Genomic DNA, 25256 nt, shown 5'->3' with positions numbered 1-25256 from the left:
CGTACCCGCCCGGCGCGGGGTGTCCGCCACGCGGGCGTTCGTCTCGGATTCCAATACGCCTGGGGTACGCGACTAAGGTTCTAGCCGTTCCGCAGGACCTGTCGAGTGGGAGTGAGTACCGAACGTGCCTGGACGTCTTTTCACCTCGGAGTCGGTGACCGAGGGTCACCCCGACAAGATCGCCGACCAGATCAGCGACACGGTGCTCGACCACCTCCTGGCGAACGACGCCGACACGCAGAACCTGCGGGTCGCGGTCGAGACGCTGCTGACCACTGGACTCGTGGTCGTGGCCGGCGAGGTGCGCACCAACGCCTACGCCCCCGTCGCCGAGCTGGTGCGCAAGAAGATCCTCGAGATCGGCTACGACTCCTCCGAGAAGGGCTTCGACGGCGCCTCGTGCGGCGTGCAGGTCGCGATCGGCGGCCAGTCCGCCGACATCGCCCAGGGTGTCGACGACGGCCACGAGACGCGGGTCGGCTCCTCCGTCGACGAGCTCGACAAGCAGGGCGCCGGCGACCAGGGCCTGATGTTCGGCTACGCCAGCGACGACACGCCCGAGCTGATGCCGCTGCCGATCACGATCGCCCACCGCCTCTCGGAGCGCCTGAGCGAGGTCCGCAAGGACGGCACGCTCGCCTACCTGCGCCCGGACGGCAAGACCCAGGTCACGATCGAGTACGACGAGGACGACCGCCCGGTGCGCATCGACACCGTCGTCCTCTCCACGCAGCACGCCGACGGCATCGACCTCGACGGCCAGCTGCAGCCCGACATCAAGCAGCACGTCATCGACCCGGTGCTCGCCTCGTTCGACATCCCGTCCGACGACTACCGCCTGCTCGTGAACCCGACGGGCAAGTTCGTCGTCGGCGGCCCCATGGGCGACGCGGGCCTCACCGGCCGCAAGATCATCGTCGACACGTACGGCGGCATGGCCCGCCACGGCGGCGGCGCCTTCTCGGGCAAGGACCCGTCGAAGGTCGACCGCTCCGCGGCGTACGCGATGCGCTGGGTCGCCAAGAACGTCGTGGCCGCCGGTCTCGCCCGCCGGGCCGAGGTCCAGGTCGCCTACGCCATCGGCAAGGCCCAGCCCGTGGGCGTCTTCGTGCAGACCTTCGGCACCGGCGTCGTCTCCGACGAGGTCATCCAGAAGGCCGTGCTCGAGGTCTTCGACCTGCGTCCGGCCGCGATCATCCGCGACCTCGACCTGCTGCGCCCGATCTACTCGCTCACCTCGGCCTACGGCCACTTCGGTCGCGAGTTGCCCGAGTTCACCTGGGAGCGGACCGACCGCGCCGACGCCCTGCGCGCCGCCGCCGGCGTCTGACGATCCGGTTCCGGTCACCGTGACGACCGAGCGACGTGCCGCCCCCAGTGCGCTGGAGGCGGCACGACGCGTTTCTGCGGGGGACGAGGTGCCGTGGCGTGGCCTGGAGATCGCGGCCTTCAGCGCGCATCCCTCCGTGCAGGAGGGGCTCGACCCCCGCGGCCGCTGGCCCCGCGTCCAGGGGCGGCCCTGGCTGGCCCGCCCCGGCGTCGCGCCGGCGCTGTTCACCGGGCTCGGCTTCCTCCCGCTCCTGGGCCTCGTGGCGACGGGGGCGAGGGGATGGTGGTTTGACGACTCCCAGGAGGGGCTGGCGGCCGGGCTGACGGGCGTGGTGTTCGGACTGACCGCCGTGGTGCTTGTCGCGGTGCTGGTCCTCCTCGCGCTCGGTGGCCGCGCTCGGCGGGAGCTGTCCGGCAGGGTGGCGCTGTTCGCCGGCCCCGCGGTGCTGGCCCTGCTCACGATCCCGTTGGCGCTCGTCCGCACCGTCGACGGTCCCGGTGACCCGCGGCTGCTGCCGGTGTGGCTCACGCTCGTGCTCGCCGCGATCGGGCTCGGGGTGGCGACGGTGGCGCGGGGCCCCCGGGTGCGCGTGTCTCCCGGACCGCTGGCGGTCGCGCGCGCCGCGGCCGCGGGCCTGTCGTCGGCCGAGCAGGGAGCGGTCGCGGCGGACCTGGGCGCTGCCGTCGCCGACCTGGAGGCGCGCGGGGTCGTCGCGCCGGAGGTCGCGGGCCGGGCTCGACGGGCACCGCTCGCGATGCTGGCGCACGACCTCTCGCAAAGCACCCGGCGCTGAGCCTCGACCTGTTCTGGGATCCTGGTGCCATGGTGGACGGCGACGGGTACGGCGGACCTTCCCCCTGGGGCGACGCGGGCCGGATCGCTGCGGGCTCCGGCGGGGCTGCCGACCACGAGCTCCGCGAGGTCCCGTCCCGCAGCGCCCGGCACCTGGCAGCCTCGTTGCCTGCGGCCTCGCGGGTCCCGTGGCGCGGCCTCGAGGTCGCGGCCTTCGCGCGTCACCCGGCGGTCCAGGACGCGCTCGACCCGCGTCGTACGTGGCGCAGAGCGGCCGACCGGCTGCCCCGCACGGGGCTGACCGCGCTGACGCTGCTGACGGCGCTCGGGACCGCGGTGACGACCACGGTCCTGGGCTCCTCGGCGACGAACGACGTGCCCGCTCCGGCGACGGCGGACGCGGTCGCCGCGGTGGCGATGACGGCGTCGACCTCGACCTTCCTCGCCCGGTGGGCGAGCTGGCTGGTCACCCGGGCGTCGGGGCGCCGGCCGGTATCGGCCGACCTCTGGGTCGCCGTCGCGGTCGTGCTCCTGGTCCACGGCATCGGCACCGTCGCCTGGATGTCGAGCACCGACCGCTGGCCGACGGGTGTCGTCGTCCCCCTGGTCGTCACGGTGGCGGCGGCGCTGCTGGCCGTCGCCGTCGGCGTGGTGGCGTCACGGCCCGCGTCGTACGGCGCGCGCCGAGCCGGCGTCGCGGGTGGTCCCGGCGAGCTCGCGGCCACGCTGCCGGAGCGCGAGCGCGCGCGCATCGAGCGCGACGTCGCGCAGGCCCTGGACGTGCTGGAGCGCCGCGGGCTCGCGGACGCGGCGGTGCTCGAGCGGGCCCGCGGCGCGGCGCTCGGCGAGCTGACGACGAGCGTCGAGCGGTCGTCCCGCCAGGGGCGGCGTGGTCGGGCGTCCCGTCCGCCGGCGTGAGGACCTGTCGTCCACAGGCGCCGGCGACCGGGCGTGCGGGCTGTCGGCGCGGCACGGTAGACCTTCTCCCGTGACCACGTCCGTTCCACCCGAGCCCGTCGAGCCGGAGCAGCACGCGCTGCTGCCGGAGATGGCGCGCACCGCCGTGCGCCGGGCGAAGGACGAGCAGGCCGCGTCGTCGCAGAAGAAGCGCAAGGAGGTCGCCCCGGCCGAGGTCGACCCGGTGGCCCAGGTGCTGGTCGACGTGCCGCTGGCCCACCTCGACCGTCCCTTCGACTACCTCGTGCCGTCGGCGATGGCTCGCACGGCGGTGCCGGGCGTGCGGGTGAAGGTCCGCTTCGCCGGCCAGGACGTCGACGGCTACGTGGTCGGCCGCGTCCCGGCGTCCGACTACCCGACCCTGCAGCCGTTGCGCCGCGTGGTGAGCGCCGAGCCCGTCCTCCACGCCGACGTGGCCGAGCTGTCGGCGCTCGTCGCGCAGCGGTACGCCGGCACGCGCTCCGACGTCCTGCGGCTCGCGGTGCCGCCGCGGCACGCGACGACCGAGAAGGAGGAGCCGCTGCCCCCGGCCGTGTCGACGGGGCCGGCCGAGGCGGTCGTCGCGGCGGCGCGGGAGGCCTGGTCGTCGTACGAGCACGGCGGTGCCTTCGTCGACCACCTCGCGCGGGGAGGCGCGGTCCGCTCGGTGTGGGGTGCGGCACCGGGGGCCGACTGGCCGGGGCTGCTCGCGCACGCGGCGGCGACGACGTACGCGGCGGGCCGTGGGGTGCTGCTGTGCGTGCCCGACGGCCGCGACCTCGACCGTCTGGACGCAGCGCTGACGGCCCGCCTGGGGGAGGGCCACCACGTCGCGCTGCGGGCCGACGCCGGTCCCGCGGCGCGCTACCGGGAGTTCCTCGCGGTCTCCCGGGGTGCCCGCCGGGTGGTGGTCGGTACCCGGGCCGCTGCCTGGGCGCCGGTGGCCGACCTCGGCCTCGTGGTGGTGTGGGACGACGGTGACGACCTGCACGCCGAGCCGCGTGCGCCGTACCCCCACACCCGCGAGGTGCTGGTGATGCGGGCGGAGCAGCACGGCGCGGCCGCGATCGTCGGCGGCTTCGCGCGGTCGGTGGAGTCCGTGCAGCTGGTGGCGTCCGGCTGGGCACGTCCGGTGAGCCCGCCGCGGGCCTGGCTGCGCGACCAGGTGCGCGTCAGCGTGACGGGCGCGACCGAGCGCGAGCTGGAGCGCGACCCCCACGCGCGCAGCACCCGGGTGCCCACGCTCGCGCGCGACCTCGTGCGCACCGCCCTCGCGACGGGGCCCGTGCTCGTCCAGACGCCCCGGGCGGGGTACGCCGTCGGTCTGGCCTGCGAGCGCTGCCGCACCCCGGCCCGCTGCACGACCTGCACGGGGCCGCTCCAGATCCCCGGGGCCACCGCGCCCCCGACGTGCCGCTGGTGCGGCACCGCCGACCGCGCCTGGGCCTGCACCACCTGCGGCCACCACGGCCTGCGTGCCCCCGTGCTGGGCGACGCCCGCACGGCGGAGGAGCTGGGGCGGATGTTCCCGTCCGTGCCGGTGCGCACGTCGGCGGGCGACGCCGTGGTCGCCTCGGTGCCGGACAAACCGGCCCTGGTGGTCGCGACGCCCGGGGCCGAGCCGTACGCCGAGGGCCCGGGCTACGCGGGGGTGCTCCTGCTCGACACGTGGCTCGCGCTCGCCCGCGTCGACCTGCACACGGGCGAGGAGGCCGTACGACGCTGGCTCAACGCTGCGGCGCTCGTGCGGCCCGGGGGAGCGGTGGTCGCGGTCGGCGACCCCGCCGAACCGACCCTGCAGGCACTCGTGCGGTGGGACCCGACGGGCTATGCCGAGCGCGAGGCCGCCGAGCGTGCCGCCGCCCGGCTGCCCCCCGCGAGCCGGCTGGCCACGGTGACGGGGGAGGCCGACGCCGTCGAGCTCGCGCTCGCGCACCTGCACGTCGAGGGGCCGGTCGAGGTCCTGGGCCCGGTCCCGGTCGCCCCGCGCGCCGGCGTGCCGGCCCCGGAGGAGCCGGAGGTGCGGGCGGTCGTCCGGGTGCCGGCCACCGGTGGTGACGGTCTCTCGGCCGCGCTCGGGGCGCTCCAGCGCGAACGGTCGGCCCGCAAGCTGCCCGCCGTACGGGTGCAGCTCGACCCGCCCTCGTTGTGACGGCCTCGTGGTGATGGGCCCGTCGTGATCGGCCCGTCGTGATCCCGTCGCTCTGGCGCGCCCCCGCGGTGCCAGAGCGACGGGACGTCTCAGTCGCCGACGGCCTCGATGCCGCGGCGCACGATCAGGGGGTCGGGCTCGCCGACCACGGTGCGGTCCTTGCCGTCGTAGTCCACGGACGAGAGGAAGTGGCGCATCGCGTTCACGCGGGCGCGCTTCTTGTCGTTGGACTTGATGGTGGTCCACGGCGCGGTGTCGGTGTCGGTGCGCAGCAGCATCGCCTCCTTCGCCGCCGTGTAGGCGTCCCACTTGTCGAGGGAGGCGAGGTCCATCGGCGAGAGCTTCCACTGCCGCACGGGGTCGATCTGCCGGATGATGAACCGGGTGCGCTGCTCGGAGCGGGTCACGGAGAACCAGAACTTCGTGATCGTGATGCCGCTCTCCGCGAGCATCTGCTCGAACACGGGCGCCTGGCGCATGAACGTCTCGTACTCGTCGTCGCTCGCGAAGCCCATGACGCGCTCGACGCCGCCGCGGTTGTACCAGGACCGGTCGAACAGCACGAGCTCGCCGGCGGTGGGCAGGTGCTGGACGTAGCGCTGGAAGTACCACTGCTGCTCCTCCCGGCCGCTGGGTCGGGTGAGCGCGACGGTGCGGGCGTAGCGGGGGTTGAGGTGCTCCATGAACCGCTTGATGGTGCCGCCCTTGCCGGCCGCGTCGCGCCCCTCGAAGACGACGACGTGCTTGGCGCCCGTCTCGCCCTGCCAGCGCTGGAACTTCAGCAGCTCGACCTGCAGGAGGTACTTCTGCTCGTCGTACTCCTCACGGCTCATGCGCTCGTCGTACGGGTAGTTCTCCCGCCACGTGTCGACGGCCAGGCCGCTCGCGTCGAGCAGCACGGGGTCGTCGTCGTGGTCCTCGCCCAGCGAGTAGCCCTCCACCTGCAGACGGTCGATGTACGCCCGCACGTCGTCCTGGACCTCGCGCAGCACGGCTTCCTCCTCGTCGTGGCCGTCCGGCGGCCGATGGTGCCGCCCCTGGGCAGCGGGCGCACGGTAGGGGTGCCGTGTGAACGCTCGGTGGCCGCCGGGTGGACCGCGGGGCGTCACCTCGCGCGACCTAGACTGACGCGCGTGGCGATCCAACCCATCCGACTCTTCGGCGACCCCGTGCTGCGCAAGCCCGCCGTCCCCGTGACCGACTTCGATCGCGAGCTCCGCACCCTGGTCTCGGACCTCACCGACACCATGCTCGACGCCCCCGGCGCCGGTCTCGCGGCGCCGCAGATCGGGGTCGGCGTCCGTGTCTTCACCTGGCACGTCGACGGCGAGCTCGGCCACCTCGTGAACCCCACCCTCGAGCTCTCGGCCGAGGAGCAGGAGGGCATCGAGGGCTGCCTCTCGCTGCCCGAGCTGACCTTCGAGTGCCGACGCGCGCTGTCGGTCGTGGCGCACGGCTTCGACATGTACGGCGAGCCCGTCACCATCAACGGCTCCGAGCTGCTGGCCCGCGCCATCCAGCACGAGACCGACCACCTCGACGGCGTCCTCTTCATCGACCGCCTCGACGCGGCCGCCCGCAAGGCGGCGATGAAGGAGATCCGCGAGTCCGAGTGGTTCGGCATCGAGAAGCCGACCGTCAAGGTCTCGCCGCACCCGACGGGGCCGTTCGGGATCTGAGGGCCGTCGCAGCTGTGGTGCGGGGCGTCCGCCGGGCCCGGTGGTCGAGGAGCGAGCGCGGTCCTCGGTGGTTGAGGAGCGAGCGCCAGCGAGCGTCTCGAAACCACGCCCGCGGTGGTTGAGGAGCGAGCGCAGCGAGCGTCTCGAGACCACGCCCCTGCGTGCCGGCGTTGGTCGAGGAGGGCCGCCAGGCCGACGCCCGCGGTGGTTGAGGAGGGCCGCCCGGCCCGTCTCGAAGCCCACGCCCCTCTCGGCAGCTAATGGCCGCTTGACCTGGTCAAACAGTTCTCCACAGATCACTTCCTAGCCCTAGTGTTCGAACGGGTGATCGAATACAATCAAGGCATGAGCCAGCCCACCGTCACCTCCGAGCGCATCGCCTTCCCGGCCGTGCTGCTCGACGGCGCGCGGGCGGCGCTGGCGCGTCAGCGGGCGGCGGAGGTCGAGGTCCTCGTGGCGGTGGCGGACTGGGCGGATGCCCACACCGAGGGCGGCGTGGTGGCCGACCAGTACGGCCCGTTCGGGCTGCTCCGCTCCGATGCCCACCTGCTGCCGGGCGCGGACGTGTTCGGTGAGCTCGGCGGTCCCGGGGCGCCGCTGGTCTCGGAGTTCTGCGTCGTGGAGATCGCGGCAGCCCTCGGTCTGTCGACCGACTCGGGTCGCCGGCTGGTCGGTGAGGCGGTCGAGCTGCGGCACCGTCTCCCGCGGCTCTGGAACCGGGTGACCGCTGGCGCGTTGCCGGTGTGGCGGGCTCGGAAGATCGCGCAGGAGACGACCCAGCTCACGTTCGAGGGCGCGGAGTTCGTCGACCGGCACCTCGCACCGGTCGCGCACAAGACGGGCATGGTGACGGCGCAGAAGCTGGTCGCCGAGGCGATCGCGAGGTTCGACCCCGAAAAGGCCGAGCTCGACCGCGCGGACTCGGATGCGGCGCGACGGTTCGACATCGACTTCGACGCCCAGGTGGATCCGGTTCGGGGTGTGGTGCCGGTGTCGGGGACCCTCGACCTGGCCGACGCCCTGGATCTCGAGAACGCCGTGTCCCGCGTGGCCGCTGACCTCGCAGCGGCGGGGTCGCTGGACTCCCTCGCCGCACGACGGGCGTCCGCAATGGGAGAGATTGCCCGGCGCCAGACGACGCTCGACCTCAGCGGCTGCGGCACCGACGCGACGTCGCGAGACGAGACGGCGAGGTTCGAGGTCACACCAACCGTCACGCGGTCCAAGGCCCGCCAGGTCGTCCTCCACGTCCACCTCTCGGAAGCAGCCCTGAGCGACCTGGACCCGAACGGCTGCGGCGGTGTCGACCTGGCTCGTGTCGAGAAGACCCGCAGCTTCGTGCTCGCCGAGCAGGTCCGCGAATGGTGCCGCGCCACCTCGACGCAGGTGGTGGTGAAGCCGGTGATCGATCTGCGTGACCGGGTGGCGGTCGACGCCTACGAGGTTCCCGACCGGATCGCCGAACGCGTCCGCCTCACGAGGCCCACCTGCGTGTTCCCGCACTGCACTCGACCGGCGCGGGGTTGCGACCTCGACCACGTCGACGAGTACGTGCCGCCCGACCCGAACCATCCAGGCGACGGTGGGCCACCGGGTCAGACCTCCACCACGAACCTCGCCCCACTGTGCCGGCGACATCATCGGGTCAAGACCCACCCCTCACCCAGCGGTGTCGGGCGAGAACGCAGGTGGCGCTACCGCCACCTCCCCGACGGCACCTTCGTCTGGACCAGCCCCCACGACCAGCAGTACCTGGTCGATCCGCACGGCACGATCCCGCTGCCCGCCTGACCGCGCCCACCACGTCGCAGCCCGCGATTGCACGCCTCAGCGACACCACCGTCGCTGGGGTGTGCCGTCATGCCCGGGCACGCGCGGTGGCGTCGAGACACACTGGCCACGGCTCCTGCCGCCGCCCTCCGATCTGACGCGCGCAGCGCGACGGACTAAGTTGCTCGGACGAGCTCCATCGCTCGAGAACGCATCCGCACGCTCCCCACGCACCAGGAGAACCCCCGCACCATGCGCGTCGTCTTCGCCGGCACCCCCGAGGTGGCCGTTCCCGCCCTCAACGCGATCGTCGAGTCCAGCCACGAGCTGGTCGGCGTGGTCACCCGTCCTGACGCCCCGTCGGGTCGAGGTCGCAAGCTGGTGGCGAGCCCGGTGGCGCTGCGTGCGGAGGAGCTCGGTGTGCCCGTGCTGAAGCCGGAGCACCCGCGCGAGCCCGAGTTCCAGGCGGAGCTGCGCGCGCTCGCGCCCGACGCGTGCCCGGTCGTCGCGTACGGCGCGCTGCTGCCCCAGTCCGCACTCGACATCCCGCCGCACGGCTGGATCAACCTGCACTTCTCGGCCCTTCCCGCCTGGCGGGGCGCCGCCCCCGTGCAGCACTCGGTCTGGGCGGGCGACGAGGTGACGGGCGCGACGACGTTCCGGATCGTCAAGGCGCTCGACGCCGGCCCGACGTTCGGCGTGATGACCGAGCGGATCCGGCCCACCGACACCTCCGGCGACCTGCTCGCCCGCCTGGCCGAGGGCGGGGCCGGCCTGCTGGTCGCGACCCTCGACGGCATCGAGGACGGTTCGCTCGAGGCCCGGGAGCAGCCCGAGGACGGTCTGTCCTTCGCCCCCAAGATCTCCGTCGACGACGCCCGCATCGACTGGGCGACCCCGGCCGTCGCCGTCGACCGCCAGGTCCGCGCGTGCACGCCGGCCCCCGGCGCCTGGTCGACCCAGCTCGTCGACGGGGAGGCGCAGCGCATCAAGATCGGCCCGATCACGATCGACGCCGACCGCGCGGCGGACCGCCCCGTGCTGGCCCCGGGCGAGCTCGAGGTCACGAAGAACGCCGTCTACGTCGGCACCGCGACCGACCCGGTGCGGCTCGGCGAGGTCAAGGCCTTCGGCAAGAAGCAGATGGGTGCGGCCGACTGGGCGCGCGGCGTGCGCCTGGAGTCCGGCACCCGGTTCGGGGACTGAGCGTGGCCCCGGCCCGCACCGACGGAGCGGCGGGCGACGAGCGCCCGGCCACCGCCGACGACGTGCACCCCCTCTGCACCGCCCTGCCGCACGTCACCCTCGGCACGTCGTGGGGGGACGCCCCGACGTACCTCGTCTCCGACCCCGCCACGAAGGCCAAGCCGCGTGGCTTCTGCCTGCACCGGGCCCCGCACGACTCGGCGCTCGACCCGGAGACGGGGGAGCAGTACGACGACCTGCTCGTCGTGCGGGTGCCCGACGAGGGCGCCAAGAAGGCGCTGGTCGAGGACGACGGGCCGTTCTTCACCATCCCGCACTTCGACGGCCACGCCGCCGTGCTCGTCCAGCAGTCCCGCCTCGGCGAGATCAGTGTCGCCGAGCTCCGCGAGGTGCTCGTCGACGCCTGGCTCAGCCAAGCGCCCCCGAAGCTCGTGAAGGCGTTCCTCGCCGACCAGCCCGGCGCCTCCGATCCGATCGAGGAGCCCACCGATGGCTGACCCCCGCCGTCCCCGCGCCGGTGGTCGACCGAGCGGACCCCGTTCCGGTGGCCGCCCCCCGGCCCCGCGCCGTACCGCCGACCCCGCGCGACTGGCGGCGTACGACGTGCTCAAGGCCGTCCGGCTCGAGGACGCCTACGCCAACCTCGCCCTGCCCGAGCAGCTGCGCAAGCACGGCCTGACCGGCCGCGACGCCGGGTTCGCGACCGAGCTGGCCGCGGGCACCCTGCGCCGCCAGGGCACCTACGACGCCGTGATCGCGGCCTGCGTCGACCGCCCGCTGGCGAAGGTCGAGGCGAAGGTGCTCGACGCGCTGCGGCTCGGCGTCCACCAGCTGCTCGGCATGCGCGTGCCGCCCCACGCCGCCATCAGCACCACCGTCGACCTCGTGCGGGCCCGCGTCGGTCAGGGGCCGGCCGGGTTCACGAACGCCGTGCTCCGCCGGGTCGCCGAGCACGACCTGGGCGGCTGGGTACGGCGCGTGGCCCCCGACCCCGGCACGGATCCCGTCGGCTTCGGGGCCGTCGCCCATAGCCACCCCCACTGGGTGGTCGCGGCCCTCGCCGAGGCCCTCGAGGCCGGCGGCCGGACCGACGAGCTCGACGCCCTCCTGGCCGCCGACAACGAGGCCCCGACGGTCACGCTGGTCGCGCGGCCGGGCCGGATCTCCCGGGACGACCTGCTCGCCGAGCTCGACGCGCTCGGGGAGGAGTCCGGCGGCGCCGCGACGCCGTTGTCGCCGTACGGCGTGGTGCTCTCCGGCGGCGACCCCGGCGCCGTGCCGGCCGTGGCCGCCCACCGTGCCGGTGTCCAGGACGAGGGCTCCCAGCTCGTCGCGGTCGCCCTCACCGGCGTGAGCGTGGACGGCGACGACGCCACGTGGCTCGACCTCTGCGCCGGCCCCGGCGGCAAGGCCGCGCTCCTCGCGGCGATCGCCTCGCAGCGATCGGCGCTCGTCACCGCGAACGAGGCCCAGGAGCACCGCACCGAGCTGGTACGACGCGCGCTCACCGCAGCGGACGGCTCCCTGGTGCCGGGGGTCGCCAAGGTCGTGACGGCCGACGGCACCGCGCCGCCGTGGCCGGCGGCGTCGTACGACCGCGTGCTGGTCGACGCCCCCTGCTCGGGTCTGGGCGCGCTGCGGCGCCGCCCGGAGTCGCGGTGGCGGCGCAGCGAGGCCGACGTCGCGACCCTCGTGCCCCTGCAGCAGCGGCTGCTCGACGCGGCGCTCACGCTGGTGAGGCCGGGAGGGGTCGTCGTCTACGCGACCTGCTCCCCGGTGGTGGCCGAGACCGTCGGGGTGGTCGACGCCGTGCTGGCCGCGCGCGCCGACGTCGTCGCCGAGGACGCGACCGGGGCGCTCCCGGACGTCACCGACGCCCGCGGCCCCGCGCTGGCCGACGGCACGTCGACCGTGCAGCTGTGGCCCCACGTGCACGGCACCGACGCGATGTTCGTGGCCGTGCTGCGCCGACGCGCCTGATCGGCACCGCTTCTCCGGGCCCGCTCAGTCGAGCACGTGCCGCAGGTAGCGCTGGGGCGCGTCGAGGAACGCCTTCCAGTGCACGACCAGCTCGAGCTCGCTCCACGTCGTCTCGCGCAGCCCCCACGGCCCGACCTCGAGGATCGTCGCGCCCGGGAGCGAGGCGAGCACGGGGGAGTGCGTCGCGCACACGACCTGGCCGCCCTCCTCGGCGAGCTCGGCCAGCCGGGCCATGAGACCGAGCGTGGCGGAGAACGACAGCGCCGCCTCGGGCTCGTCGAGGCAGTAGAAGCCGGGGGAGTCGAACCGCGAGCGCAGCACCGCGAGGAACGACTCCCCGTGGCTCATCTCGTGGAACGCCGGGCCGTAGCCCTCGTTCAGCTCCTCGATGTAGGTGTACCAGCTGTGCATCGTCTCGGCGCGCAGGAAGAACCCCCACCGACCGGTGCCCAGGCCGCGTCGTACCGCCAACGATCGGCCCAGCGGTGACTCGCTGCGGCGGGTCTCGCGTCCGGCCTGGTTCGACCCGCCCTCGACGGCCAGACCGTAGGCCTCCGCGAGCGCCTCGACGATCGTCGACTTGCCGGAGCCGTTCTCGCCGACGAGGAAGGTGACGCCCGGTGCCGGGTCCATGCCGTCACGCACGAACTGGGCCACCGCCGGCACGGTCATCGGCCACACCCCGGGCTGCAGCGGCGGTCGCTCCGGGTGCATCGACACCCGCACCACGGGCGGCTGGTCGAAACGCATGCCGTGAACCTACGACGGGCCACCGACATCCGGCACCCACGCCGGCACCCACACCGGCAGCCTCAGGTCGGCGCCAGCAGGGTCGACACCACGAAGTCCGACGCGAGCCGCTCGAACCGCGCGCCGTGGCGCAGCATCGCGTGCCCGCCCCCCGGCACGACCACGAGCTGCAGGTCCGTACGGCGGGCGAGGCGCGCCGCGACGACCTCCGCCCGGGCGAGGGGCGCGACCCGGTCCTGGTCGCCGTGCACCACCAGCGTCGGCGTGCCGGTCAGGTCGGCGTCGTCGCTCTCGACCAGCCACGGGTTGAGGGCGACGACGCTGCGCACTGCGGGCGTCGCCCCCGCGAGCAGGGCCGCCCGACCGCCGAGCGAGTGGCCGACGAGCCCCACGGGCAGGCTCCCGAACCGGTCCCGGACCTGCTCGAGCGCCCAGTGCACGTCGTCGACGGGCGTCGCGCGCTCGTCCCACCCGCGCCGGGAGTTGAGCAGCCGCAGCACGGCGAGCCGCCCGGCGCCCGCGCGGGCGACCGCGGTGGCCACGGGGCGCATCCGCAGCACCGACAGCTGGGTCGGGCTCACCGCGGGCCGGTCGGCCCGTGCCGCCCCGCCGTGCAGCACCAGCACGACCCCCTCGGCGCGGTCCGGCACGGCGGCGTCGACGAGGGCGGGAGCGGTCATGACACCCACTCGTACCGGTCGCACGGTCCCGGCGTCCGACGTTCCACGAATTCGTTCGCAGTCCGTGACCTGCGACGGCACGAGCGCGCACCGGCCGGACGCTCCCCGCCGCTCCGTCCATGGCCTAGGTTGGCCGGGTGCCGTCGCCTGCCGTCGAGATCGAGGTCGAGGACCGCGTGGTCCGGGTCAGCAACCCCGACCGCGTCTACTTCCCGGAGTCCGGCGCGACCAAGCTCGACGTCGTCGAGTACTACCTCGCGGTCGCCGAGGGCATCACCGGCGCGCTCTGGGAGCGGCCGTGCATGCTCCACCGCTTCCCGAAGGGTCTGGCGGGCGACAAGGTCCACCAGAAGCGGATCCCCGCGGGCGCGCCCGAGTGGGTCGAGACGGTGCGGCTGCACTTCCCGCGCTGGAACCGCACGGCCGACGAGCTCTGCGTGACGGAGCCGGCCGCCGTGATCTGGGCGGTGCAGATGTCGACGGTCGAGTTCCACCCGTGGAACAGCCGTCGCGGCGAGGTGGAGCAGCCCGACGAGTGGCGCATCGACCTCGACCCGGGCGAGGCGTGCGACTACGCGACGGTGCGGCGGGTGGCCCACGTCGTCCAGGAGGTGCTCGACGAGCTGGGTGCCGTCGGCTACCCCAAGACGAGCGGCAGCAAGGGCCTCCACGTCTACGTCCGGATCCCGCCCACCCACGGCTTCCCCGACGTACGGCGGGCCGCCCACGCGTTCGCGCGCGAGGTCGAGCGCCGTACCGACGACGTGACGACTGCCTGGTGGCGCAAGGACCGCGACCCCGCCAAGGTGTTCGTCGACTACAACCAGAACACCCGCGACCACACGATCGCCGCCGCCTACTCCCTGCGCGGCCTGCCCGACGCCCGGGTCTCGACCCCGATCCGCTGGGACGAGATCGACGACGCCGACCCGCGGGACCTGACGATGTTCACGGTGCCGGCCCGGTTCGCCGAGCTCGGCGACCTGCACGCCGACCTGCACGCCGACCGCCACCCGTTCGACCTCGCGCCCCTGCTGGAGTGGGCCGACCGCGACGCGGCCGAGGGCGCCGAGCCCCCGCCGGCGGACAGCGACGAGCCGGTAGCCTGACCGCCGTGGGAGTCCAGATCACGCCGAGCATCCTCAACGCCGACTTCGCGAACCTCGGAGCGGAGGTGGCCCGGATCTCGGGCGCGGACATGGTCCACGTCGACGTGATGGACAACCACTTCGTCCCGAACCTCACGTTCGGCCCGACGATGGTGGAGGCGCTGGCGCGCTCCACCGACCTGCCGCTCGACGCGCACCTGATGATCGCCGACGCCGACCGGCACGCCCCGACGTACGTCGAGGCCGGCTGCGCGTCCGTGACGTTCCACGTCGAGGCCGCGGCAGCTCCGGTGCGCCTGGCGCGGGAGATCCGGGCCGCGGGCGGTCGCGCGAGCATGGCGCTCAAGCCGGCGACGCCGATCGAGCCGTACGCCGACATGCTGGGCGAGCTCGACATGCTGCTGCTGATGACGGTCGAGCCGGGCTTCGGCGGGCAGAAGTTCCTCGACCTGGTGCTGCCCAAGATCCGCCGTACGCGGGCGCTGCTCGACGCCCTGGGCGTCGAGACCTGGCTGCAGGTGGACGGCGGGGTCTCCCTCGAGACGATCGAGCGCTGCGCGGAGGCCGGGGCGGACGTGTTCGTGGCCGGCAGTGCCGTCTACTCCGCCGACGACCCGGACGCCATGGTCACCGCGCTGCGCGACGCCGCCGCGGCTGCCCGCCCACCGACGACCCCGCAGCACGGCTGAACGGCACACGGGGGTGGCCATGATGGACGGTGAGGACCTGCTCGCACGGATCCTCCGTGCGGCGACGGACGCGGACGGCGACGGCGGCGGCGGTGACCCGCGCCGGGCGCTGCGTGCGCTGCAGCGGGACGTGACGCGGTTCCGGCTGCACTACAAGTTCGCGATGGACGAGATCCTCACGAAGATCACGATCCTGCGCGAGGAGTTCGAGGAGACGCACGAGTACAGCCCGATCGAGCACGTGCGCACGCGGCTGAAGTCGGTCGACAGCCTGATGGCCAAGGTCGGCCGCCTCGGCGTGGAGCCCCAGGTCGACGCGATCCGCGCGACCATCCGTGACATCGCCGGCATCCGGGTGACCTGCGCCTTCGTCTCCGACGCGTACTGGATCGCCGACATGCTCACGTCGCAGCCCGACGTCAGCGTGCTCGAGACCAAGGACTACATCGCCACGCCGAAGGAGAACGGCTACCAGAGCCTCCACGTGATCGTGCAGGTCCCGGTCTACCTCTCCGACCACGTCGAGAACGTCCCGGTCGAGATCCAGATCCGCACGATCGCCATGGACTTCTGGGCCAGCGTCGAGCACAAGATCTACTACCGCTACGACCGCGAGGTGCCGCAACGGCTCCTCGACGAGTTGCACGAGGCGGCCCTCACCGCCGACCGTCTCGACCGTCAGATGGCCCGGCTCCGCGAGGAGGTGCGCGCGCTCGGCGGACGTCCCCAGGGTGGGCCGTCGCGTCCGTCGGGTGGACCTCCGGAGGCCGACGAGGGACGTGTGCCAGAATCGCCGGCGACGAGTTGACCAACTCGCGTGCACTGGGGTCGGTGCAATTCCGAGCCGGCGGTGAGAGTCCGCGACCCGATCGCCGCCAGCGATCGGCTGACCAGGTGGGAGTCCTGGACCGACGGTGAGAGTCCGGATGGGAAGCGCACGCAGAGGGTCACGACGCCGGTCCCGGTGAGGGTCCGTCGCGTCGTCGACCCGCACGCGCCCCGAGACCCCCCAGCGTCCGCGACCGGACCGGGAGGGCACATGCCTGCGGACGACACCGCCACGCCAGCCGAGCGTGACGCGATGGAGCGTGCGCTCCTGATCGCGGGCGTCCACGGCGTCCCCGGACCGAACCCACGGGTGGGCTGCGTGATCCTCGACCCCGAGGGCCGGGTGCTCGTCGAGGGCTACCACCGCGGCGCCGGCACGCCCCACGCCGAGGCCCACGCCCTGGCGCGGGCCGAGGCGGCCGGCATCGACGTCCGCGGCGCGACCGCCGTCGTCACGCTCGAGCCCTGCAACCACACGGGACGCACCGGGCCCTGCGCGCAGGCGCTGCTGGCCGCGGGCGTACGGCGGGTCGTCGTCGCCCAGTCCGACCCCAACCCCCAGGCCGCCGGTGGCGCCCGCACGCTCCGCGACGGCGGGGTCGAGGTGGTCGTGGGCGTGGAGGCGGAGGCCGCCGCCGCCCTCAACCGGGCCTGGACCTTCGCCGTCACCCACGGGCGCCCGTTCGTGACCTGGAAGTTCGCCACCACGCTCGACGGTCGCAGCGCCGCCGCCGACGGCACGAGCCGCTGGATCAGCTCGCGGCCGGCCCGCCTCGACACCCACCGCCTGCGCGCCGGGTGCGACACGATGCTCGTCGGCACCGGCACGGTGCTCACGGACGACCCGCTCCTCACCGTCCGCGACGCCGACGACGTGCCCCTCCCGCTCCAGCCGCTGCGCGCCGTGATGGGCCTGCGATCGCTGCCGGCCGACGCCCGCGTGCTCAACGGCGACGCGCAGACGCTCCAGATCCGGACCCGCAGCCCCCGCGAGGCCCTGGCGACCCTGCACGAGCGGGAGCGGCGCCACGTCTTCCTCGAGGGCGGCCCCACGCTGGCCGCGGCCTTCGTGGCCGACGGCTTCGTCGACGAGGTCGTGGCGTACGTCGCGCCCGTCCTGCTCGGCGCCGGCCGCAACGCCGTGGGCGACCTCGGAATCACCACGATCGCCGACGCGTTGCGCCTCCGGGTCACCGAGGTGGCCACGGTCGGCGACGGTGCCGACACGAACATCCGCATCACCCTGCGCGCCGCGCCGGCGCCGTCCGAGGAGGACTGACGTGTTCACGGGAATCGTCGAGGAGCTCGGCTCCGTCGAGGCCATCGAGCAGCAGAGCGACGCCATCCGACTGACGCTGCGGGCCGACGTCGTGCTGGGGGACGTGCACCCGGGCGACTCGATCGCCGTCGACGGCTGCTGCCTCACCGTGACGTCGTACGACGACGCCACCTGGACGGCCGACGTGATGGCCGAGTCCCTCGAGCGCACCTCGCTGGGGCGCCGCGTGGTCGGCGACCGCGTGAACCTCGAGCGCGCCGTCCGCGTCGACCAGCGCCTCGGCGGTCACATCGTGCAGGGCCACGTCGACGGCGTCGGAGAGGTCGTGCGCCGCAGCCCGAGCGAGCACTGGACCCTCGTCGAGGTCGCCTACCCGCCGTCGCTCGCGCCGTACCTCGTGGAGAAGGGCTCGATCACCGTCGACGGCATCAGCCTGACGATCGTCGAGGTGGGGGAGTCGAGCTTCACCGTCAGCCTCATCCCCGAGACGCTGGCCCGCACCACCCTCGGCTTCCGGGAGGTCGGGGAGCCGGTGAACCTCGAGGCCGACGTCATCGCCAAGCACGTCGAGCGGCTGGTCGTGGGCGGGTACGCCGACGGCTACCTGGCCCGCATGACCGGCACCGGCGCCCCCGTCACGCCCGCCACCCCCGCCACGCCCGCTGCCGAGGAACCCCGGTGAGCCCGCTCGAGTGGCTGCTGCACGGCCACCTCGAGGTCGGCGGCGGCTACCTCTCGGTCCCGGAGGTCGTCGGCAACGTCTTCGGCCTCGCCAGCGCCCTGCTCGGCATGCGCCGGGTCGTGTGGGCCTGGCCCGTGGGCCTGATCGGCAACGCCCTGCTGTTCTCGGTGTTCGCGTACGGCGAGCTGAGCAACGTCGTCGCCGAGCCGCTGTGGGGCCAGGCCGGCCGCCAGGTGTTCTTCGCCGTCGTCAGCGCCTACGGCTGGTGGCGGTGGGCGAGCCTGCGCCGCGCCGGCGGCGCCGCCGACGGGGGAGCGGTCACGCCCCGCTGGGCCGGCAGGTCGGGGCTCGCCCAGCTCGCGCTGCTCGGCGTGGTCGGGTACGCCGCGTCGTACGCGCTGCTGCACGTGATCGGCTCGTGGGCCCCGGCCACCGAGGCCTGGATCCTCGCCGGCTCGATGCTCGCCACCTACGGCATGGCCCGCGGCTGGGTCGAGTTCTGGCTCGTGTGGCTCGCCGTCGACGTGGTGGGCGTGAGCTCGCTGCTGAAGGCCGGCTACTACCCGACCGCCGTGATGTACCTGGTGTACGCCGCGTTCGTCGTGCTCGGCTTCGTCACCTGGTGGCGCGCCGAGCGCCGGCTGCGCGTCGTGCCCGACCCCACCCTGATCGCCGGGACGGACGCCTCCGCGGCGCCCGCCGTGGCCACCTCGAGGAGCTGAACCCCGCATGGCAGAGACCGTCCGTCTGGACTCCGTGGAGCAGGCCGTCGCCGACATCGCCGCCGGCAGGGCCGTCGTGGTCGTCGACGACGAGGACCGCGAGAACGAGGGCGACATCATCTTCGCCGCCGCCAAGGCGACGCCCGAGCTGATGGCCTTCACGGTCCGCCACAGCAGCGGCGTCATCTGCGCGCCGATGCCGGGGGAGATGCTCGACCGCCTCGAGGTCCCGCTCATGACGCCGCACAACCGCGACAAGCTGCGCACGGCCTACACGATCTCGGTCGACGCGAAGGACGGCACGACGACCGGCATCTCGGCGGCCGACCGCGCCCACACCGTGCGGGTGCTCGCCGACTCGGCGACGGAGCCGGGCGACCTGACGCGACCGGGCCACGTCTTCCCGCTGCGCTACCGCGAGGGTGGCGTGCTGGTGCGCCGCGGCCACACCGAGGCAGCCGTCGACCTCGCCCGCCTCGCGGGCCTCACGCCCGTCGGCGTGCTGGTGGAGGTCGTCAACGACGACGGCACCATGAAGCGGGCCCCCGAGCTGCGCGCCTTCGCCGACGAGCACGGCCTGGCGATGATCTCGATCGAGGAGCTGGTGCGCTACCGCCGCCGCACCGAGCGGCACGCCCAGCGGGTCGCCGAGACGCGTCTGCCCACCCAGCACGGCGAGTTCACGGCGTACGGCTACCGCATCAGCATCGACGCCAGCGAGCACGTCGCCCTGGTCTACGGCGACCTCTCCGGCGACGAGCCGGTGCTCACGCGGGTGCACTCCGAGTGCCTCACCGGCGACGTCTTCGGCTCGCAGCGCTGCGACTGCGGTCCGCAGCTCGACGAGTCGCTGGCGCGGGTGCGGGCCGAGGGTCGCGGGGTCGTCGTCTACCTCCGGGGCCACGAGGGCCGCGGCATCGGCCTCGTCGCGAAGCTGCAGGCCTACCAGCTGCAGGACGGCGGCCGCGACACCGTCGACGCCAACCTCGACCTCGGCCTGCCCGCCGACGCCCGCCACTACGGCACGGCCACGCAGATCCTGCGCGACCTCGGCGTCGCGTCGGTGCGGCTGCTCACCAACAACCCCGCGAAGACCTCGAACCTCGAGGAGTACGGCGTGCACGTGGCCGAGCGGGTGGCGCTGACGCCGCGCCCGAACGACCACAACATCGCCTACCTGCTCACCAAGCGGGACCGCATGGGCCACCAGCTGGACGGCCTCGACGCCTACGAGCTCTCCGTGCCCGAGCTGGACGAGGCCGACCAGGTCGTCGACCCGCCCCGCGTCGACCCGGTCACCCACGACGCCGTCACCCACGACGCCGTGGCGCACCAGGCCCACGACGGCCCGGACAACGGCAACGCCACCATCCCGCTCGACGACGACGCGGCGGACGCCCCCGCCGTCCCGACCACCGAAGGAGCCCACCGATGAGCGGCCACGGAGCCCCCGACCAGCGTCCCGAGGACGCCTCCGGCCTGCGCGTCGCGGTCGTCGCCGCCAGCTGGCACGACGTGGTGATGGACGGCCTCCTCGCCGGCACGCACCGGGCCCTGGCCGACGCGTCGGTCACCGACCCGACGGTCGTCCGGGTGCCCGGCACGTTCGAGCTGTCCGTCGTGGCGGCCGAGCTGGCGCTCACCCACGACGCGGTCGTCGCCCTGGGCGTCGTCATCCGGGGTGGGACGCCGCACTTCGAGTACGTCTGCTCGTCGGCCACGGACGGCCTGACGCGGGTCTCGATCGACACCCGTACGCCGATCGGCTTCGGCGTGCTGACCTGCGACACGGAGGCCCAGGCGCTCGACCGCGCCGGGCTCGAGGGCTCGGTCGAGGACAAGGGCTACGAGGCGACCTCCGCGGCGCTCGCGACCGCGCAGCTGCTCCGCGGCCTGCGTACCTGACCGTCGGCACGACGCCGTAGGGTGGAGCCCCGTGAAGACGTTCGAGGAGCTCTGGACGGAGCTCGAGGGCAAGGCCCGCACCCGACCCGAGGGGTCGGGCACCGTCGCGGCGCTCGACGCCGGGGTGCACGCGATCGGCAAGAAGATCGTCGAGGAGGCGGCCGAGGTCTGGATGGCGGCCGAGTACCAGTCGACGGACGAGACGGCGGAGGAGATCAGCCAGCTCCTCTACCACCTCCAGGTGCTGATGCTGGCCCGCGGCATCACGCCGAGCGACGTCTACTCCCATCTCTGAGCGCCGCCCCGTCCCCACCCCCGCGCTCACCGAGAAGGACCCCATGACGCTCCCCACCACCGCCCCCCTGCTCCGGGTCGCCGTGCCCAACAAGGGCGCGCTCTCCGTCGCCGCGGCCGAGATCCTCTCGGAGTCCGGCTACGCCCAGCGCTCCGACTCCAAGCGCCTGACGCTCGTCGACGCCGAGAACGGCGTCGAGTTCTTCTACCTGCGGCCGCGCGACATCGCGCTCTACGTCGCCGACGGCACGCTCGACATCGGCATCACCGGCCGTGACCTGCTGCGCGACTCCGGCGCCCGCGCCGAGGAGGTCCTCCCGCTCGGCTTCGGCCGCTCCCGGTTCTACTTCGCCGGCCGCGCCGGGGAGTTCACGTCGGTCGACCAGCTCGCGGGCAAGCGCATCGCGACGTCGTACGTCGGGGTGGTCGAGGCCTTCCTGGCGGAACGGGGTCTCGACGCCTCCGTCACCCGCCTGGACGGCGCGGTCGAGACGAGCATCCAGCTCGGGGTCGCCGACGTCATCGCCGACGTCGTGGAGACCGGCTCGACGCTGCGCCAGGCCGGTCTCGCCACGTTCGGCGACGTGATCCTCGAGTCCGAGGCCGTCCTGATCACGCGGGAGGGCACGCCGCCGCCCACCGAGCTGTCGATCTTCAAGCGCCGCATCGAGGGCGTCCTGGTGGCCCGCAGCTACGTGATGATGGACTACGACATCGCCGAGGAGGACGTGGCGGCCGCCGCCGCGCACGCTCCCGGCATCGAGTCGCCGACGATCTCGCCGCTGCGCCGCGACGGCTGGGTGGCCGTGCGCGTGATGGTGCCCCGCGCCGGCGCCCAGCGCCTGATGGACGAGCTGTGGGACCTCGGGGCCCGCGGCATCCTGCTCACGGAGATCCATGCCTGCCGCCTCTGAGACGCCCCTCGAGCTGCCCCGCACCTGGCGTCCGCTCGGCACCCGCATCGCCATCTCGGTCTGCGGGGTCATGCTGCTGACGCTGTCGGCGGCGGCCTGGTTCCTGCTCGCCGACGACATCCGGGCGGCGTTCTCCTGGTACCAGCGGATCACGATCATCGCGTTCGTCCTGGCGGCCGGCGCCCTGGGCTGGGCGTTCGTGCGGTGCCGGGTGACGGCCACCGAGGAGCACCTCGTCGTCGTGAACGGCTACCGGCACCACGAGTACGAGTGGGCGCAGGTCGTCGCGGCGCGCATGCCGCAGGGGGCGCCGTGGGTGACGCTCGACCTCGCCGACGGCACCACCCGGGCGGCCCTGGGCATCCAGGCCTCCGACGGGTCGCGGGCGACCGCGGCGCTGCGCGACCTGCGCCGCCTCATCGACCGCTCCTGATCCTCCCGAAGGCGTCGACGCGCACGTCGGCGGCGGCCCGGGTGCCGTGGCCGGCGAAGTGCACCGCCTCGCTGCGCGTCCAGGCGCGCCACTCCGTCTCCGTCTCGGCGCCGTCGCGCTCGAGCCCGCGCCGCATCCGCAGGGCGGCGGGCGCCTCGACCCAGACCAGCAGGCTGCGGTACGGCGCCACCTGCACCGCCCCGGACCCGACGCCCTCCAGCACGACGACGTCGCCGTCCTCGACCGGCGCCACCACGTGCTCCTCGGCGAAGCCGCCCCGGTGCCAGTCGTAGCGGCGGTAGCGGCCGGCGCCACCGGCGGCCAGCGGGGCGAGCACGTGGTCGGCCACCCGGTGGGGGGCGTCGTCGAGGCCGGCCCACCCCTCGTACTGGTCGTCCATGTGCAGCAGCACCACGCGGCGACCGAGAGTCACGACGTGCTCGGCGAGGCCGCCGGCGAGGGTGGTCTTCCCGGAGCCGGCCGGGCCGTCGACGCAGACGAGGCGCCCCGTCCCGAGGCGCGGGGCGGACCGCAGGAGGGCGCTGCGCAGGGCGCTGAGCGTGCGCAGCGGCGTCGGGGTGGCGTCGTACGACGCCTGCTCGCGCGCCGCCTGCCCGTCCGGCCGGTCCTGCACCTGCCCGTCCGGAGAGGTGGTCATCGGTCCATCGTCAGCCGAAGGACCGACCCGCGCCACGATAGGTGGCGACGGTCTCACCGATCGCCCGCCCGCTGAGCAGGTGCACCCGGTCGGTGTGCTCGAAGAGCTCGCCCGACTTCGCGTGCCGGAACCACACGAGGTCGCCGACCCGCAGCACGTCGACCCCGGGGCCGACCAGGGGTGTCTGCACCTCGCCGGCGGCCTCCAACGAGGTCAGCTCGAGACCCGGGGGAGCCCAGGGGAGCGGCAGGCGGTCGACGCCGACCGGGCCGGACGCGACGTACCCGCCGCCGTGCACCGTCGCCGTCCGTGCGTCGGGTCGGCGGGTGACGGGCACCCCGACGTACGCCGCGGGGCGGGGCACGAACGAGCGGTAGTGGTCGAAGAGCCCGGGCACGAGCAGACCGGAGCCGGCGGCGACCTCGGTCACGACCGGGTCGGCGGCGCTGGTCTCGACGGAGCCGGATCCGCCGGCGTTCCAGAACTCGAGCTCCACCAGGTCGTCGAGGGCGGCGGCCACGGCGGCCCGTCGCTCGACGAGCTGGGGCACCGAGGCGCTCTTGATGCGGCGTACGACGCCCATCCGCGCCCGCTGGCCGGGCACGTCGTCGGGCACGCCCGCCACCTGGCCCTCGTAGGTCATGACGCCGACGAGGCGGAAGCCGGGACGGGCCAGGACCGCCTCGGCGAGCGCGACGACGTCGGCCACCGAGCGCAGCGGCGAGCGGCGCGGACCGACCCGGACCCCGCCGGGCGCGGCGAGGGCGGCGTCGACGTCGAGGGCGACCCGGACGGGCACGGCCAGCGACGAGCGCACGGAGTCGACCACGTCGAGGTGGGCGACGTCGTCGACCATCAGCGTGACGGCCGCTGCGGCTCCGGGGGAGGCCGTCAGCGCGGCCAGCGAGGCACGGTCGACCGTCGGGTAGGCCACCACCACGTCGTCGCTGACGCCGGTCTCGTGGAGCCACAGCGCCTCGGCCAGCGTGTAGCCCAGCACGCCGGCGAACCCGTCGCGCGCCAGGACCCGGGCCAGCAGCGCGGGGACGCGGAGCGACTTGGAGGCCACCCGGATCGGCGTGCCGCCCGCCCGCCGGACGAGGTCGGTGGCGTTGGCGTCGAACGCGTCGAGGTCGACCACGGCGCACGGCGTCGGAGGTGCAGGCGCGAGTCCGGCGACCGCGGCGTCGAGCCGGGCACGGAGCCGGTGGCGCTCGGTGAGGCCGGCGACCGTCTCGCGGGTCGCCCCCACGTCAGCTGATCCCGCGTCGGCGCAGGATGGCCTCGATGTCGTCGAGCTCGTCGTCGGCCGGTGCGGCGGTCGGCTTCCCGCGCCCGACGGCGGGTCGGGCGGCGGGGGCGGGAGCGGCTCCGGCGGCTCCCGCGGGGGCGGGCGCAGCCGGGGCGGCCGCCGCGCGCGGGCGCGGCGTCGTCCCCACGCCGCGGGCGCTGAGGAGGCCGCTGACGAAGACCAGCAGGACGCCGAGGCCGGCCAGTGCGACGCCGGTCCACACGACGGGGGAGAAGACGACGCCCGAGGCCCAGTCGCCGATGTCGACGGCCAGCTCCCCGGCGAGCTCGAGGGTGCCGGTGAGGTAGGCGGCGGGGGCGAGGAGCGTGAAGCCCGCTCCCCGTACGGCGGAGGCCACCCCCCGCTTCCGCCACGCGTAGAAGGTCCACGCCGCGCCGACCGCAGTCAGCACGGCGGCGAGGGCCAGCCAGGTCGCGTCCACGCACCCACCCTAACCAGCGCGGGAACCGGCGCCCGGGCGGTGCGGCGGGGTCTGCGACCATGGCGGGATGGAGCAGCAGGACAGGTTCGCCGGACGCACCCTCCCGGCGCCGGGCTTCGCCGACGACGACGGCGCCGCCGCGCCCGAGGTGACGGCCGCGCTGGCGTCGTACGACGCGGGCACCGCGGACCACCTCGCGACCCTCGCCGTCGTGGCGGACAGCCGCCTGCTCGTGCCGGTCGTCGCGGTGCTCGGCGAGGTCGAGCACGACGAGCGCGGCCTGGCCCACGACAAGAGCAGCGACATGGCGACGGTGCTGATGACGGGCCGCGACGGGCGCACGGCGCTGCTCGCGTTCACCGGCGACGAGTCGCTGCGCCGGTGGAACCCCGAGGCCCGCCCGGTGCCGGTGCGCGGGGACCTCGCGGCCCGCTCGGCGCTCCAGGACGGCGCGGCCGCCCTGGTGGTCGACATCGCCGGACCGGTGCGCTTCGTGGTGGCCGGCGACGACCTCGACGCCCTCGCGCGCGGGTGGCGTCTCGCCCGCGTCGGCGACGGCTGGGCCTGGATTGGCGCCGGCGCGGAATAGTCCGCTAATCTCTCTCGTTGACCGATCAGTGGTGACGTGTGCCTCCAACGCGCGTCGCCGCCGATCTACCAAGCGGAGACCAGCAGCACCCGTCTCCCACCCGCACCGACCGCCGCTCCTCCGGGCTCGTCCCGAGGTCAGCACAG

Annotated in this window: 27 protein-coding genes and 1 riboswitch; of the genes, 21 read left to right on the top strand and 6 right to left on the bottom strand. The window is 74.3% G+C overall.

The features are described from left to right. Positions 1-124 precede the first annotated feature (124 nt). From metK to K329_RS0100925, 4 genes are all read left to right on the top strand, one after another. Positions 125-1330 (top strand): methionine adenosyltransferase, encoded by a 1206-nt coding sequence (gene metK, locus K329_RS0100940; RefSeq protein ID WP_028471589.1) that lies wholly within the window; start codon positions 125-127, stop codon positions 1328-1330. A 19-nt stretch (positions 1331-1349) separates the two neighbouring features. Continuing rightward, positions 1350-2123 (top strand): hypothetical protein, encoded by a 774-nt coding sequence (locus K329_RS0100935; protein ID WP_157571508.1) that lies wholly within the window; start codon positions 1350-1352, stop codon positions 2121-2123. A 29-nt stretch (positions 2124-2152) separates the two neighbouring features. Beyond that, positions 2153-3040 carry a hypothetical protein gene (locus tag K329_RS0100930; protein WP_028471587.1) on the top strand — a complete coding sequence of 296 codons (888 nt, stop codon included), beginning with the start codon at positions 2153-2155 and terminating at the stop codon, positions 3038-3040. A 70-nt stretch (positions 3041-3110) separates the two neighbouring features. Beyond that, positions 3111-5210, top strand: coding sequence for a primosomal protein N' (locus K329_RS0100925; RefSeq protein WP_245596398.1), 2100 nt, complete (start codon positions 3111-3113; stop codon positions 5208-5210). An 89-nt stretch (positions 5211-5299) separates the two neighbouring features. On the opposite strand, the gene ppk2 is transcribed toward K329_RS0100925, so the two are convergent. After that, positions 5300-6178, bottom strand: coding sequence for a polyphosphate kinase 2 (ppk2, locus tag K329_RS0100920; protein WP_425411468.1), 879 nt, complete (start codon positions 6176-6178; stop codon positions 5300-5302). A 165-nt stretch (positions 6179-6343) separates the two neighbouring features. Between ppk2 and def the strand changes: the two genes are divergently transcribed. From def to K329_RS0100895, 5 genes are all read left to right on the top strand, one after another. After that, positions 6344-6889, top strand: a complete 546-nt coding sequence (gene def / locus K329_RS0100915; RefSeq protein WP_028471584.1) for a peptide deformylase — start codon at positions 6344-6346, stop codon at positions 6887-6889. A gap of 345 nt (positions 6890-7234) precedes the next feature. Continuing rightward, a complete protein-coding gene (locus tag K329_RS0100910; RefSeq protein WP_028471583.1) occupies positions 7235-8680 on the top strand; it encodes an HNH endonuclease signature motif containing protein in 1446 nt (481 codons plus the stop codon). Between the two features lie 231 nt (positions 8681-8911). Further along, on the top strand, positions 8912-9865 hold the full coding sequence (gene fmt / locus K329_RS0100905) for a methionyl-tRNA formyltransferase (RefSeq protein WP_028471582.1): 954 nt from the start codon (positions 8912-8914) through the stop codon (positions 9863-9865). 2 nt (positions 9866-9867) lie between these two features. Then, complete coding sequence (locus K329_RS23720; protein ID WP_052336216.1) at positions 9868-10362, top strand: MmcQ/YjbR family DNA-binding protein; 495 nt, start codon at positions 9868-9870, stop codon at positions 10360-10362. Beyond that, entirely contained in the window at positions 10355-11845 is a 1491-nt protein-coding gene (locus K329_RS0100895; protein ID WP_052336215.1) for an RsmB/NOP family class I SAM-dependent RNA methyltransferase, read from the top strand. The genes K329_RS23720 and K329_RS0100895 overlap by 8 nt, the downstream gene beginning before the upstream one ends. Positions 11846-11869: 24 nt before the next feature. On the opposite strand, the gene K329_RS0100890 is transcribed toward K329_RS0100895, so the two are convergent. Both K329_RS0100890 and K329_RS23715 read right to left on the bottom strand, forming a co-directional pair. Beyond that, a complete protein-coding gene (locus K329_RS0100890; protein WP_028471580.1) occupies positions 11870-12595 on the bottom strand; it encodes an AAA family ATPase in 726 nt (241 codons plus the stop codon). A 62-nt stretch (positions 12596-12657) separates the two neighbouring features. Further along, entirely contained in the window at positions 12658-13275 is a 618-nt protein-coding gene (locus tag K329_RS23715; protein WP_043641819.1) for an alpha/beta hydrolase, read from the bottom strand. Positions 13276-13412: 137 nt separating this feature from the next. Between K329_RS23715 and ligD the strand changes: the two genes are divergently transcribed. The 11 genes from ligD (at position 13413) to K329_RS0100830 (ending at position 22130) form a co-directional block, all read left to right on the top strand. Continuing rightward, on the top strand, positions 13413-14384 hold the full coding sequence (ligD, locus tag K329_RS0100880) for a non-homologous end-joining DNA ligase (RefSeq protein ID WP_028471579.1): 972 nt from the start codon (positions 13413-13415) through the stop codon (positions 14382-14384). A gap of 5 nt (positions 14385-14389) precedes the next feature. Beyond that, positions 14390-15073: a ribulose-phosphate 3-epimerase gene (gene rpe, locus K329_RS0100875; RefSeq protein ID WP_043641817.1), complete on the top strand. Its 684-nt coding sequence runs from the start codon at positions 14390-14392 to the stop codon at positions 15071-15073. Between the two features lie 19 nt (positions 15074-15092). Then, positions 15093-15881, top strand: coding sequence for a GTP pyrophosphokinase (locus K329_RS31840; protein WP_157571507.1), 789 nt, complete (start codon positions 15093-15095; stop codon positions 15879-15881). Between the two features lie 5 nt (positions 15882-15886). After that, a riboswitch (FMN riboswitch) is annotated at positions 15887-16016 on the top strand. A 96-nt stretch (positions 16017-16112) separates the two neighbouring features. Beyond that, entirely contained in the window at positions 16113-17180 is a 1068-nt protein-coding gene (gene ribD, locus K329_RS0100865; protein ID WP_028471577.1) for a bifunctional diaminohydroxyphosphoribosylaminopyrimidine deaminase/5-amino-6-(5-phosphoribosylamino)uracil reductase RibD, read from the top strand. Between the two features lies 1 nt (position 17181). Next, a complete protein-coding gene (locus K329_RS23705; RefSeq protein ID WP_084540897.1) occupies positions 17182-17862 on the top strand; it encodes a riboflavin synthase in 681 nt (226 codons plus the stop codon). Further along, on the top strand, positions 17859-18584 hold the full coding sequence (locus K329_RS0100855) for a nicotinamide mononucleotide transporter family protein (protein ID WP_028471576.1): 726 nt from the start codon (positions 17859-17861) through the stop codon (positions 18582-18584). Before K329_RS23705 ends, K329_RS0100855 begins: the two co-directional genes overlap by 4 nt. A 7-nt stretch (positions 18585-18591) precedes the next feature. After that, the gene (locus tag K329_RS23700; protein ID WP_084540896.1) at positions 18592-20019 is read left to right on the top strand and encodes a bifunctional 3,4-dihydroxy-2-butanone-4-phosphate synthase/GTP cyclohydrolase II; all 1428 of its coding nucleotides are present in this window, start codon (positions 18592-18594) and stop codon (positions 20017-20019) included. Next, entirely contained in the window at positions 20016-20489 is a 474-nt protein-coding gene (gene ribH / locus K329_RS0100845; protein ID WP_028471575.1) for a 6,7-dimethyl-8-ribityllumazine synthase, read from the top strand. The genes K329_RS23700 and ribH overlap by 4 nt, the downstream gene beginning before the upstream one ends. 31 nt (positions 20490-20520) lie before the next feature. Further along, positions 20521-20784 (top strand): phosphoribosyl-ATP diphosphatase, encoded by a 264-nt coding sequence (locus tag K329_RS0100840; protein WP_028471574.1) that lies wholly within the window; start codon positions 20521-20523, stop codon positions 20782-20784. A gap of 43 nt (positions 20785-20827) precedes the next feature. Then, positions 20828-21697, top strand: a complete 870-nt coding sequence (hisG, locus tag K329_RS0100835) for an ATP phosphoribosyltransferase (protein WP_211225703.1) — start codon at positions 20828-20830, stop codon at positions 21695-21697. After that, positions 21681-22130 (top strand): PH domain-containing protein, encoded by a 450-nt coding sequence (locus tag K329_RS0100830; RefSeq protein WP_028471572.1) that lies wholly within the window; start codon positions 21681-21683, stop codon positions 22128-22130. Before hisG ends, K329_RS0100830 begins: the two co-directional genes overlap by 17 nt. Here the strand turns inward: K329_RS0100830 and K329_RS0100825 are convergent. From K329_RS0100825 to K329_RS0100815, 3 genes are read right to left on the bottom strand one after another with little or no spacing between them, the layout of a single operon-like run. Continuing rightward, the gene (locus K329_RS0100825; protein ID WP_245596397.1) at positions 22114-22788 is read right to left on the bottom strand and encodes a uridine kinase family protein; all 675 of its coding nucleotides are present in this window, start codon (positions 22786-22788) and stop codon (positions 22114-22116) included. The genes K329_RS0100830 and K329_RS0100825 overlap by 17 nt on opposite strands. A 10-nt stretch (positions 22789-22798) precedes the next feature. Beyond that, the gene (locus K329_RS0100820; RefSeq protein ID WP_028471570.1) at positions 22799-24040 is read right to left on the bottom strand and encodes an alanine racemase; all 1242 of its coding nucleotides are present in this window, start codon (positions 24038-24040) and stop codon (positions 22799-22801) included. 1 nt (position 24041) lies between these two features. After that, on the bottom strand, positions 24042-24521 hold the full coding sequence (locus tag K329_RS0100815) for a hypothetical protein (RefSeq protein WP_028471569.1): 480 nt from the start codon (positions 24519-24521) through the stop codon (positions 24042-24044). Between the two features lie 67 nt (positions 24522-24588). On the opposite strand from K329_RS0100815, the gene K329_RS0100810 reads away from it, so the two are divergent. Continuing rightward, positions 24589-25110 carry an SseB family protein gene (locus tag K329_RS0100810; RefSeq protein WP_028471568.1) on the top strand — a complete coding sequence of 174 codons (522 nt, stop codon included), beginning with the start codon at positions 24589-24591 and terminating at the stop codon, positions 25108-25110. Positions 25111-25256 lie beyond the last annotated feature (146 nt).

The organism is Nocardioides alkalitolerans DSM 16699, assembly GCF_000426525.1.
Taxonomy (GTDB): domain Bacteria; phylum Actinomycetota; class Actinomycetes; order Propionibacteriales; family Nocardioidaceae; genus Nocardioides; species Nocardioides alkalitolerans.
The sequence above is the reverse complement of the archived record's forward strand: the minus strand, read 5'-3'. Positions and strand labels throughout refer to the sequence as shown.

Bases quoted from the DNA above. Each gene is read 5' to 3' on its own strand.
- K329_RS0100825 (WP_245596397.1), bottom strand. From the start codon at position 22,788: ATGACCACCTCTCCGGACGGGCAGGTGCAGGACCGGCCGGACGGGCAG.
- hisG (WP_211225703.1), top strand. From the start codon at position 20,828: ATGACGCTCCCCACCACCGCCCCCCTGCTCCGGGTCGCCGTGCCCAAC.
- K329_RS0100910 (WP_028471583.1), top strand. From the start codon at position 7,235: ATGAGCCAGCCCACCGTCACCTCCGAGCGCATCGCCTTCCCGGCCGTG.
- ribH (WP_028471575.1), top strand. From the start codon at position 20,016: ATGAGCGGCCACGGAGCCCCCGACCAGCGTCCCGAGGACGCCTCCGGC.
- fmt (WP_028471582.1), top strand. From the start codon at position 8,912: ATGCGCGTCGTCTTCGCCGGCACCCCCGAGGTGGCCGTTCCCGCCCTC.
- K329_RS0100890 (WP_028471580.1), bottom strand. From the start codon at position 12,595: ATGCGTTTCGACCAGCCGCCCGTGGTGCGGGTGTCGATGCACCCGGAG.
- K329_RS0100895 (WP_052336215.1), top strand. From the start codon at position 10,355: ATGGCTGACCCCCGCCGTCCCCGCGCCGGTGGTCGACCGAGCGGACCC.
- K329_RS0100810 (WP_028471568.1), top strand. From the start codon at position 24,589: ATGGAGCAGCAGGACAGGTTCGCCGGACGCACCCTCCCGGCGCCGGGC.
- K329_RS31840 (WP_157571507.1), top strand. From the start codon at position 15,093: ATGATGGACGGTGAGGACCTGCTCGCACGGATCCTCCGTGCGGCGACG.
- ribD (WP_028471577.1), top strand. From the start codon at position 16,113: ATGCCTGCGGACGACACCGCCACGCCAGCCGAGCGTGACGCGATGGAG.
- K329_RS23700 (WP_084540896.1), top strand. From the start codon at position 18,592: ATGGCAGAGACCGTCCGTCTGGACTCCGTGGAGCAGGCCGTCGCCGAC.
- K329_RS0100930 (WP_028471587.1), top strand. From the start codon at position 2,153: ATGGTGGACGGCGACGGGTACGGCGGACCTTCCCCCTGGGGCGACGCG.
- K329_RS0100830 (WP_028471572.1), top strand. From the start codon at position 21,681: ATGCCTGCCGCCTCTGAGACGCCCCTCGAGCTGCCCCGCACCTGGCGT.
- K329_RS23715 (WP_043641819.1), bottom strand. From the start codon at position 13,275: ATGACCGCTCCCGCCCTCGTCGACGCCGCCGTGCCGGACCGCGCCGAG.